The organism is Nocardioides sp. (assembly GCF_030655615.1).
Lineage (GTDB): Bacteria > Actinomycetota > Actinomycetes > Propionibacteriales > Nocardioidaceae > Nocardioides.
The window spans coordinates 1-9,744 of sequence record NZ_JAURVJ010000225.1 but is presented as its reverse complement, the minus strand read 5'-3'; the positions used below and the strand labels follow the sequence as shown (position 1 = coordinate 9,744).

At 71.9% G+C, this 9,744-nt stretch carries 9 protein-coding genes; 5 read left to right on the top strand and 4 right to left on the bottom strand.

All coding sequences use genetic code 11. The annotated features are described in order from the left end of the window. Nucleotides 1-571 precede the first annotated feature (571 nt). The 3 genes from Q7T52_RS19770 to Q7T52_RS19760 are packed head-to-tail and all read left to right on the top strand — an operon-like array spanning nt 572 to nt 2,810. Nucleotides 572-1,279: a hypothetical protein gene (locus tag Q7T52_RS19770; RefSeq protein WP_304805267.1), complete on the top strand. Its 708-nt coding sequence runs from the start codon at nt 572-574 to the stop codon at nt 1,277-1,279. A gap of 59 nt (nt 1,280-1,338) precedes the next feature. After that, nucleotides 1,339-1,788: a MerR family transcriptional regulator gene (locus Q7T52_RS19765; protein WP_304805266.1), complete on the top strand. Its 450-nt coding sequence runs from the start codon at nt 1,339-1,341 to the stop codon at nt 1,786-1,788. Then, nucleotides 1,785-2,810, top strand: a complete 1,026-nt coding sequence (locus Q7T52_RS19760; protein WP_304805265.1) for an aldo/keto reductase — start codon at nt 1,785-1,787, stop codon at nt 2,808-2,810. The genes Q7T52_RS19765 and Q7T52_RS19760 overlap by 4 nt, the downstream gene beginning before the upstream one ends. Nucleotides 2,811-2,814: 4 nt before the next feature. Here the strand turns inward: Q7T52_RS19760 and Q7T52_RS19755 are convergent, their stop codons facing one another. Further along, on the bottom strand, nt 2,815-4,875 hold the full coding sequence (locus Q7T52_RS19755; protein WP_304805264.1) for an acyl-CoA dehydrogenase: 2,061 nt from the start codon (nt 4,873-4,875) through the stop codon (nt 2,815-2,817). 62 nt (nt 4,876-4,937) lie between these two features. Here Q7T52_RS19755 and Q7T52_RS19750 point away from each other — a divergent pair, with 62 nt between their 5' ends. Continuing rightward, nucleotides 4,938-5,582, top strand: a complete 645-nt coding sequence (locus Q7T52_RS19750; RefSeq protein ID WP_304805268.1) for a class I SAM-dependent methyltransferase — start codon at nt 4,938-4,940, stop codon at nt 5,580-5,582. A 106-nt stretch (nt 5,583-5,688) separates the two neighbouring features. On the opposite strand, the gene Q7T52_RS19745 is transcribed toward Q7T52_RS19750, so the two are convergent. The 3 genes from Q7T52_RS19745 to Q7T52_RS19735 are packed head-to-tail and all read right to left on the bottom strand — an operon-like array spanning nt 5,689 to nt 8,809. Next, a complete protein-coding gene (locus Q7T52_RS19745) occupies nt 5,689-6,783 on the bottom strand; it encodes a prenyltransferase (protein WP_304805263.1) in 1,095 nt (364 codons plus the stop codon). Next, nucleotides 6,780-7,529: a class I SAM-dependent methyltransferase gene (locus tag Q7T52_RS19740; protein ID WP_304805262.1), complete on the bottom strand. Its 750-nt coding sequence runs from the start codon at nt 7,527-7,529 to the stop codon at nt 6,780-6,782. The genes Q7T52_RS19745 and Q7T52_RS19740 overlap by 4 nt, the downstream gene beginning before the upstream one ends. Before the next feature lie 5 nt (nt 7,530-7,534). Continuing rightward, on the bottom strand, nt 7,535-8,809 hold the full coding sequence (locus Q7T52_RS19735) for a glycosyltransferase family 4 protein (RefSeq protein ID WP_304805261.1): 1,275 nt from the start codon (nt 8,807-8,809) through the stop codon (nt 7,535-7,537). Nucleotides 8,810-8,980: 171 nt separating this feature from the next. Between Q7T52_RS19735 and Q7T52_RS19730 the strand changes: the two genes are divergently transcribed. Further along, nucleotides 8,981-9,613, top strand: coding sequence for a TetR family transcriptional regulator (locus Q7T52_RS19730; protein ID WP_304805260.1), 633 nt, complete (start codon nt 8,981-8,983; stop codon nt 9,611-9,613). The last annotated feature ends 131 nt before the right edge of the window (nt 9,614-9,744 follow it).

Here is a 9,744-nt window from a genome sequence, read left to right as displayed (position 1 = left end):
GTCGGGTGGCCGCGCGCGTGGCAGACCGCGTCTCGGCGTCTCGCGGTCTGCTCCTCGGCGCGCAACGGCGAGGCCTCGCAAGCTCGCCTCGCCGTCGCCTACGCGGCCACCCGACCCGGCGGTGCGTGAGCCACCGTTCCGGGCGATCAGGGGTGCCGGTTCGGTGGCTGACACACCGCCGGCCCGGGTCGGGGAGCCCGCAAGGTGAAGTTCTGCGACGAAACTCCCGCTTCTGGGCCGAAGTTTCATAGGAGAACCGGGATAAACGTCAGGTCAGCGTGACCAGTGGTGCAGATGAGGGCTGTCCGCGCAGGGACGAGGGCGCGGCGGAGCCCGCCCTTGTCTGCGCCCTGAAGCATTCCGGGAGAGGCTCGCTGTCAAGGATCGCGCAGCGACCGCGCAGCGGCGCCGCAGGCGTCCTTGACAGGGAGGCCCGGGATGCTGAGCGCGCGGACAGCCCGACCACCCATGACCCGAGACCGACCGAGACCACACGACATACCAACCCGCGGCGAGAACGCTCCCCACATACAGCGAAGGCGGCGCAGGCGCCGTCACCTACGCTTCGCCGGTGACCAGCGGCGAGGACCCCATCAGGCTGCCGCAGCCGCCGGACGGTGGCGGCTACGGCAGGTTCGAACGGGCAGCTCCCGCCCCCTTCGTGCGACAGCCGGACCAGACGCTGGCCAAGGTCGCGCTCTGGCTGTCGTTCGTCCCGCTCGGGGCGACGTTCCTGGCTGGCCTCGGCCTCGGCATCGCGGTGCTCGTCAGGTCCCGCAAGGACGGTCTCGACCACGGACGGCGGAAGGCGATCGGCGCGATCGTGGTCGCGTCGACGTACGTCGTGCTCATCGTGGTCATCGCCGTCCTCGCCTCCAGGTACGACGTGGACCGTGACGACGACGGCGAGGTCGTCGACACCGGCGAGGTCGCCGTCACCGACCTGCGCACCGGCGACTGCATCGAGGAGCCGATCGCCGGCGGCGAGCAGGTCACGCTCACCGTCACCCCGTGCGACGACCCCCACCGCGCCGAGATCTTCTTCGAGTTCGACCTCGAGGGTGGGTCGTACCCCGGCCGGCGCGCCACCGCCCGCCTGGCCAGGGGCGGGTGTCTCGCGCAGCTGCCGGCGGCGGTCCGGGACGGGCCCCCGGGGCAGGACCTCGAGCTCTACTACCTCTACCCGAACAACGAGCGGAACTTCCGGGGCGACCGCACCGTCTCCTGTCTGGTCGTGTCCGAGGGGCTGCGGACCGGGTCGGTCACCGAGCTCGCCTGAGGTGCACCTCGGCTGGAGTGCTTGCGCTGGAGTGCGCTCCAGCGCCTAGCGTCGAGCACATGACCATCTCATCGCTGCGCCCCACCGGGCTCGGGATCCGCGAGGTGTCCGAGCGCACCGGGCTGTCAGTCGACACCCTCCGCTGGTACGAGAAGGAGGGCCTCCTCCCGCCGATGCCCCGCGGCGGCGACGGGCGCCGGGTCTATCCCGAGCGGATGGTCGAGTTCGTGGAGCTGGTGGTCGCGCTGCGGCGCACCGGGCTCTCGGTGGCCGACACCCGCTCGTTCGTCGAGCTGGCCGACGAGGGCGCGGCTTCGCACGGGCGGCGGATGGCGCTGCTCGAGCGGCAGCGCGAGGACATCCACGAGCAGCAGCGACGCCTCGCCGCCGACCTGGCGGCCGTCGACACCAAGATCACCCACTACCGCGAGCTGATCGCGGCCGGCCTCGACTGCGACGGGCTGCCCGTCGACGAGACCACGGCCGTCCGGCAGAGGAGGACCGCATGACGTCCACGAACGACACCAAGGACCTGACCACCGGCGAGCTCGGTGACGGGCTCGCCACCACACCGCTCGGTTACGGGGCGATGGGGCTCGCCGAGACCTACGGCGAGATCTCCCAGGAGGACGCCCTGGCGACGCTGCACCACGTCGTCGACAGCGGCATCGACCTCGTCGACACCGCCGACCTCTACGGCGGGGGCTCCAACGAGCGCCTGGTGGCGCGGCTGCTCGCCGACCGGCGCGACGAGGTCGTGCTGGCGACGAAGTTCGGCATCACCGCGACCGACGACACCTACACCCGGATGGCGCCGCGCAACGACCCCGCCTACGTGCACGAGGCGTGCGACGCGAGCCTCGGCCGGCTCGGCACCGACGTGATCGACCTCTACTACCTGCACCGCCGCGAGGTCGGCGTGCCGATCGAGGAGGTCGTCGGCGCGATGGCCGAGCTGGTGACCGCCGGCAAGGTGCGCCACCTCGGGCTGTCGGAGGTGACCGCCGACGAGCTGCGCGCGGCCCACGCCGTGCACCCGATCGCCGCGGTGCAGAGCGAGTGGTCGCTGTGGAGCCGCGACGTCGAGCGCCGCGTGGTGCCGACCGCGGCTGAGCTCGGCATCGGGTTCGTGCCCTACTCGCCGCTCGGGCGCGGGTTCCTGACCGGCACCATCGCCGCCGACACCGATCTCTCGACCGACTGGCGTGGGGGCCTGACCCGCTTCAGCGGCGACGCACGCGACGCCAACCTGGCGCTGGTCGAGGTCGTGCGGGGCATCGCCACCGAGCTGGGCGCCACGCCGGCCCAGGTCGCGCTGGCGTGGCTACGGCACCGGGGTGGCGAGCTCGGCCTGCCCGTCGTACCGATCCCGGGGACGCGGCGGCCCGCCCGGGTCGACGAGAACCTCGGCTCGCTCGACGTCGTCCTCGACGAGGAGGCGATGCGCGTGCTCGGCGGGCTCGCCGACGCGGTCGTCGGGGCGCGCAGCGACCAGGACGACCCGGACTGGGTCTCCGACACGCGCGAGTAGCCGGTCACCCGCGCGGGAGGCCGAGGATCCGCTCGCCGACGACGTTGCGCAGGATCTGCGTCGTGCCGCCGGCGATGGACAGGCAGCGGGTGTTGAGCATCTCCCACGTCGCGGCGGCGACCTCGTCGTCGCCGGCAGGCACGAGGACCCGCTCGCCGAGGAGGCGTACGACGAGCTCGGAGCCGTCCTGGCGGTTGCGGACGCCGAGCAGCTTGGCGACCGACGACTCGGCGCCGGGACCCTGGCCGCCGAGCGAGCGCAGCACGGTGCGGACGCCGAGCAGCGAGCAGACGGTCGACAGCGCGACCGAGCGGCCGACGGCCACGCGCTGGGCGGTGCGCAGGTCGTGCTCGCCCGCGACGGCGACGGCTCGCTCGGTGGACTTGTCGAGCCGTGAGGTCGCCATCGCGACGCGCTCGTTGGCCAGCGTCGTGCGCGCCAGCCGCCAGCCGTCGGTGGGGCCGGCCACGAGGCAGTCGTCGGGGACGAACACGTCGTCGAGGAACACCTCGTTGAACAGCGCCTCGCCGGTGATCTCGCGCAGCGGCCGCACGTCGATGCCGTCGCTGTGCTTCATGTCGACGAGGAAGTAGCCGATGCCCTGGTGCTGCTTGGCGTCCGGGTCGGTGCGGGCGAGGCAGATCGCCCAGTCGGCGCGCTCGGCGACCGAGGTCCAGACCTTCTGACCGTCGAGGCGCCAGCCGCCGTCGACCTTGGTCGCCCGGGTGCGCAACGAGGCGAGGTCGGAGCCCGAGCCGGGCTCGGAGAAGAGCTGGCACCAGACGAGCTCGCCGAGCAGCGACCGTGTCACGAACCGCTCGCGCTGCTCGTCGGTCCCGTGCTCGAGGATCGTCGGCAGCGCCCAGCCGGCGATGACGATGTCGGGCCGGGCGACGCCGGCGGCCGCGAGCTCCTGGTCGATGACGATCTGGGTGACGGCGTCGGCGGCGAGACCGGCCGGGGCGGGCCAGTGCGGCGTCAGGTAGCCGGTCTCGACGAGCGCGCGGCGGGTGTCGTCGGCGGCGGAGATGGTGGCGACGGTGTCACGTACGCCGCGGCGCACGGCCTCGTCGCGGCCCTCGAGGTCGACGGCGACCTGGCGGCGCACCCCGGCCACCGCGCGGGCCGTCAGCCGCTCGGCCGCCTCGTCGGCGTCGTCCACGAGGGCGCGGAGAGCGAGCGCGCGCCGGAGGTAGAGGTGGGCGTCGTGCTCGAAGGTGAAGCCGATGCCGCCGAGCACCTGGATGCACGACTTCGCCACCTCCACCGCGCCGTCGAACGCCGTCACGAGCGCCACGTCGGCGGCGAACGCCCACTGCTCGTCGTCGGCACCGGACGCGACGCTGGCGACGTCCCACGCCGCCGCCGTCACGGCCTCGGCGGTCTCGAGCATCTCGGCGCACAGGTGCTTGATCGCCTGGAACGCCCCGATCGGCTTGCCGAACTGCTCGCGCACCTTGGCGTGGTCGACGGCCGTCGCCAGGCACCAGCGCGCCACGCCGCTCGCCTCGGCCGCGGCATAGGTCGTCAGGGTCCGGCGTACGACGTCAGTGGTGACGCCCTCGGCGGGCGTGGCTCCGGCCAGGTCGACCGTGGCCGACGAGAACCGGCGGGTCAGGTCGAGCCCGACGGACGTCGTGGCGGTGAGCGCTGCGGCGGGGGCGACCCACCAGGCGCCGTCGGCGTCGGGCAGCAGCACGTGGGTCGCGCCGGGGAGGTCGAGCACGACCCGCAGGTCGGGGTCGAGGGCGAGCGCGAACCGCTCGTCGCGCCCGAGCACCGTCGCAGCGACGACGCTCGTCAGCAGCGGCCCAGACACCAGCTCGCGGGCACAGGCCTCGAGCGCGACGGCGACGTCGAGCACCGATCCCCCACCCCCGCCGGCTGACTCGGGCAGCCCGATCGTGGTCACGCCCATCTCGCCGACGGCCTTCCACGTCTCGTCGAAGGCGGCGTCGGCGTCGCCCTCGGCCAGGCGGGCCGCCTCGACCCCGCCGAGGGACGCCGCCCACCTGCGCAGGCTCGCGGCCAGCTCGACGTGCTCGTCGGAGATTCCGATGCTCATGCGACTCCTCGACCGAAAACTAGAACGTGTTCCAATCCTACTAGGGTGAGCGCGTGTCCGACATGCCTCCCGACCTGCTCGCCCATGCCCTCGCCGCCAAGGGGTTCATGCCCGAGGACGAGGGGGCGCTGTTGCACCGCCACGCCGCCGAGCGGGCGGCCGCCGGGCCGCTGCTCGAGGTCGGGACCTACTGCGGCAAGTCGGCGATCTACCTCGGCGCGGCGGCGCAGCCCGTGGGCGGCACCGTCTTCACCGTCGACCACCACCGCGGCTCCGAGGAGAACCAGGCCGGGTGGGAGCACCACGACCCGACCCTCGTCGACGCCGGGACCGGGCTGATGGACACGCTGCCGGTCTTCCGCCGCACGATCCGGGCCGCCGGTCTCGAGGAGACCGTCGTCGCCGTCGTCGGGCGCAGCACCACGGTGAGCAAGCACTGGCGCATCCCGCTGAGCCTGCTCTTCATCGACGGCGGCCACGCCGAGGAGCACGCCCAGAACGACTACGCCGGCTGGGCCCCGTGGGTCGTGCCGGGCGGGCTCCTCGTCATCCACGACGTCTTCCCCGACCCCGCCGACGGTGGCCAGCCGCCGTACCACGTCTTCCTCCGTGCGCTCAGGAGCGGCGCCTTCGCCGAGGTCGAGACCGTCGGCTCGATGCGGGTGCTGCGTCGCAAGACCGGTGACGCCGGCCATCCTGTCGGCTGATCTCACGGGTCACTCCTGACTCAGGACTCACCGGCTGGCCGGTGAATGCCGAGCTGGGCCGACAAGGCATCATCGTCCAGGCGAGAGCTTCATCGGCCCAGGTGTGTCAGCCGGGCACGCGCTCGCTCTCGCAGCCGCACTCGAGCGCGAGCTCGGCGAAGTGCGGACCGAGCGAGGTGCCGCGCATGATCCCGGAGCCCGGGGTGCTGTGGCCGTAGGTCTCCCCGAGCGCGTCGACGGCGAGGATGACGGCGGCCGCGGTGTAGGTGGTGTGCTCGACGGGCCAGTAGACGTCCTTCGGCTCGCCGGGCTTGCCGCGGTAGACCCAGCCGGTCCAGTAGGCACCGCCCTCGCCGCGCAGGTGCTGCATGTCCTTGAGCAGGGTCAGCGCGCGCTTGTGGTCGCCGACCACGTCGAGCGCCATCGCGAGCTCGCAGGTCTCGGCGCCGGTGACCCACGGGTTGGTGTCGACGCAGTGGATGCCGAGCCCGGGTACGACGAAGTCGTCCCAGCGCGGGGCGAGCAGGTCGAGCGCCGCCTGGCCGCGGACGGCCCCGCCGAGGACCGGGTAGTACCAGTCCATGGAGTAGGTCGACTTGTCCTCGAACCGGTCGGGGTGCTCGCGGATCGCGTGGCCGAGGCGGCCACCGGCGAGCTCCCACTCGGGCTGCGGCTCGCCGAGCAGCTCGGCGAGCGCGACCCCGGCGCGCAGCGAGTGGTAGACCGACGAGTTGCCGGTGAGCAGGCAGAACTCGTCGACCGGTGTCCACTGGATGCCACCGAACCGGACCTGCTGCGAGACCACCCAGTCGAGGCCGGCCCGCACCGCGGGCCACAGCTCGACGACGAAGCCGAAGTCGTGGCGCACCAGCCAGTGGTGCCACAGCCCGACCGCGAGGTAGGCGCTCATGTTGACCTCGCCGCGCGGGTCGTCGACCTCGTTGCCGACGATCTTCATCGGCCACGAGCCGTCGTCGCGCTGCATCGTCGGCACCCAGCGGAAGGCGCGCTCGGCGGCCTCGACCTGACCGCCGACGAGCAGCGCCATCGCGCCCTCGACGTGGTTCCAGATGTCGACGTGCTCGCCCAGCGTCCACGGGATCGCCCCGCAGGGCTCCTGCATGCGCGCGATCGACGCAGCGGTCTCGGCGACCTCGCCGGCGGTCAGGACGCCGTGGACGTAGGGCAGCTGCTCGCTCACGCGGCCTCGGGCTTGCGGAAGTAGAGCACCATCGACTTGCCGATGAGCGGGTCGAGCACCTTGCCGGCGTACTGGAGCGCCTTGGGCTGCTTCATGATCTCCCAGACCAGCAGCTTGTGGTAGGCCTTGGCGGCCGGGTGGTCGTCGTTGGTGACGCCGACGGCGCACTTGATCCACCAGTACGGCGCGTGCAGGCCGTGCGCGTAGTCCTTGCCCTCGAACACCATCGCGTCGCCGGGTGTGCCGTCGTTGAACCGGCCGGCCTTGACCACCTTGTCGATGAGCTCGTGGTCGGTGTAGATGCGGATGTGGCCGCCCTCGGCGTTGTGGTAGTCGTCGGAGAGCTTCCAGTTGATGACCTCGGGCAGCCAGCGCGGCACCGAGATGGCCAGGGTGCCGCCGGGACGCAGGACCCGGACGAGCTCCTTGATCGCGTCGACGTCGGCGTGGATGTGCTCGAGCACCTCGGCCGCGACGACGCGGTCGAACTCGCCGTCGGCGAAGGGCAGCGACAGCGCGTCGCCCTGCTTGATGTCGGCCTCGGCGCCCTCGGGCACCTCGCCGGCCTCCTTCATCGCGCCGAACAGCTCCAGGACGCCGGACAGCTCGTCGGCGTCCATGTCGAGGGCGACGACGTCGGCGCCGCGGCGGTACATCTCGAACGCGTGGCGCCCGGCCCCGCACCCCATGTCGAGGACACGGTCGCCCGCGGTGAGCCCGAGGCGGTCGAAGTCAACGGTCAGCATCTGGGTCAGTCCTTCTTCTCGGTCTTCTCGGTCTGCTGGCGGCTCTTCTCGTCCCGGAAGTCCGCGATGGTCTCCTCGTACGCCGCCGCGACCTTGACGGCGACGGCGCGCCAGCTGAACAGCTCCCGGACGCGGCGGCGGCCGGCCTCCCCCATCCGCGCGCGACGGGCGGGGTCGTCGAGGAGGGCGGTGATGGCGTGCTTGAGCTCCTCGACGTCACCAGGGGTCACCAGGTCGGCGCACTCGCCGTCGGGGCCGACCACCTCGGGGATCGCGCCGGCGCGCGAGACGACGAGCGGCGTACCGCAGGCCATCAGCTCGGCCGTCGGCAGCGAGAAGCCCTCGTAGAGCGACGGCACGCAGGCGACCTCGGCGGAGCCCATCAGGTCGACGAGCTCGAGGTCGGTGATGCCGCTGACGAAGCGGACGTGGGGGCCGATGCCGAGGCGCTCGATCAGCTTCTCGGTACGGCCGCCGGGCGACGGCTTGCTGACCAGGATGAGCTCGACGTCGCGCTCGGTGCGCATCTTGGCGAACGCCTCGAGCAGGGTCGCGATGCCCTTCATCGGGGCGTCGGCGCTGGCCATCGCCATGATCCGGCCGGCCACGCGGGGCCCCGTGGGCGGCACGAACATGTCGTCGACGCCGAGCAGGATGACCTGCATCCGGGCCGGGTCGACGCCGAAGTCCTTGGCGATGTCGCGCTTGGAGGTCTCCGAGGGCGTGAGCACCTTGCGCGCCTGGCGGGCGACCTTGCCCTGCATGCGCAGGAAGCCGTACCAGCGACGCAGCGTGAGCTTGCGCCACGGGTTGCGGGTCTGGGCGAGGTCGATGCGGCGGTCGTAGGTGATCGGGTGGTGGATCGTGGTGATGAGCGGCAGGCCGTAGCCCTCGATGTCGAGCATCCCGGTGCCGAGGACCTGGTTGTCGTGGGCGATGTCGAACTCGCCGGCGCGCTCCGCCATGATCCGGCTGATGCGCCGCGAGAACGTCTTGGGCTCGGGGAAGCCGGCGACGCACATCGTCGCGAACTCCTCGACGTCGATGGAGTCGCGGAACTCCCTGAGCTTGGGCACCCGGAACGGGTCAGGCTCGCGGTAGAGGTCGAGGCTGGGCACCTTCGTGAGGACGACGCCCTCGTCGAGCACCGGGTAGGGCTGGCCCGACAGGACCTCGACGTGGTGACCCAGCGCCGTGAGCTCGCGGCTCAGGTGGCGCAGGTAGATCCCCTGCCCGCCGCAGTGTGTCTTGCTGCGGTAGGACAGCATGGCGATGCGCATATGCGGCTCGACCCTCCGGTGCTGGGTACGACACGGGGCCGCACGATGTAGAACGTGTTCCTATTATGGCCCACCGACCGCTAGCCTAGTGGGCTAGATCAGACAACGAGCAGCCGTCCCCGGCGCATTCCAGATCAACGACGACGCGTGAGTGCCGTGGGGACCCATCTCATGAAGCTCCAGACCATGGGGGTCCCGATGAGCACCACCAACAGCCTGTCCGTGGAAGACCTCGGCTCTGCGGCCCAGCGCGACCGGCGCAAGCGGATCCTCGACGCGACTTACGTGCTGGCCCGCGAGGGCGGCTTCGACGCCGTCCAGATGCGCGCCGTCGCCGACAAGGCCGAGGTCGCCCTCGGCACGCTCTACCGCTACTTCCCGTCCAAGATCCACCTGCTCGTCTCGGCGCTGGCGCGCGAGTTCGAGCGCAACGAGACGGTGATGCGCGACCTCACCATCCCCGGCGACACCGCCGCCGACCGCGTCATCTACGTCATGAAGCACACCACCCGCGGCCTCCAGGGCGACCCCAAGCTCACCGAGGCCCTCACCCGTGCCTTCATGTTCGCCGACGCCTCCGTGGCCGCCGAGATCCACACCGTCGGCATGCTCCTGACCGCCATGCTCACCCGCGCCATGCACCCCGACGTCAACGTCGAGCCCACCGACCGCGACGTCGCCATCGCCCGCGTCATCGGCGACGTGTGGCTCTCGGCCCTCGTCGCCTGGGTCACCGGCCGCTCCACCGCAGCCGAGACCGGCGCGCACCTGGAGACCGCGGTCGGCCTGTTGCTGCGGGACTGAAATTCTCGCCGTACGCCGGGGTGGGCGGATTCCCCGGCTGGCCGGGGAACTTGACCCTTGTCAGGGGTTGCAACCCCTGACAACGGTCGGAACCCCCGGCCGACCGGGGAATCCGCCCACCTGTCAGGGAG

Excerpts from the sequence above, each read along its gene's own strand:
- Q7T52_RS19765 (WP_304805266.1), top strand. The coding sequence starts at position 1,339 with ATGACCATCTCATCGCTGCGCCCCACCGGGCTCGGGATCCGCGAGGTG.
- Q7T52_RS19760 (WP_304805265.1), top strand. The coding sequence starts at position 1,785 with ATGACGTCCACGAACGACACCAAGGACCTGACCACCGGCGAGCTCGGT.
- Q7T52_RS19755 (WP_304805264.1), bottom strand. The coding sequence starts at position 4,875 with ATGAGCATCGGAATCTCCGACGAGCACGTCGAGCTGGCCGCGAGCCTG.
- Q7T52_RS19750 (WP_304805268.1), top strand. The coding sequence starts at position 4,938 with ATGCCTCCCGACCTGCTCGCCCATGCCCTCGCCGCCAAGGGGTTCATG.
- Q7T52_RS19740 (WP_304805262.1), bottom strand. The coding sequence starts at position 7,529 with ATGCTGACCGTTGACTTCGACCGCCTCGGGCTCACCGCGGGCGACCGT.
- Q7T52_RS19735 (WP_304805261.1), bottom strand. The coding sequence starts at position 8,809 with ATGCGCATCGCCATGCTGTCCTACCGCAGCAAGACACACTGCGGCGGG.
- Q7T52_RS19730 (WP_304805260.1), top strand. The coding sequence starts at position 8,981 with ATGAAGCTCCAGACCATGGGGGTCCCGATGAGCACCACCAACAGCCTG.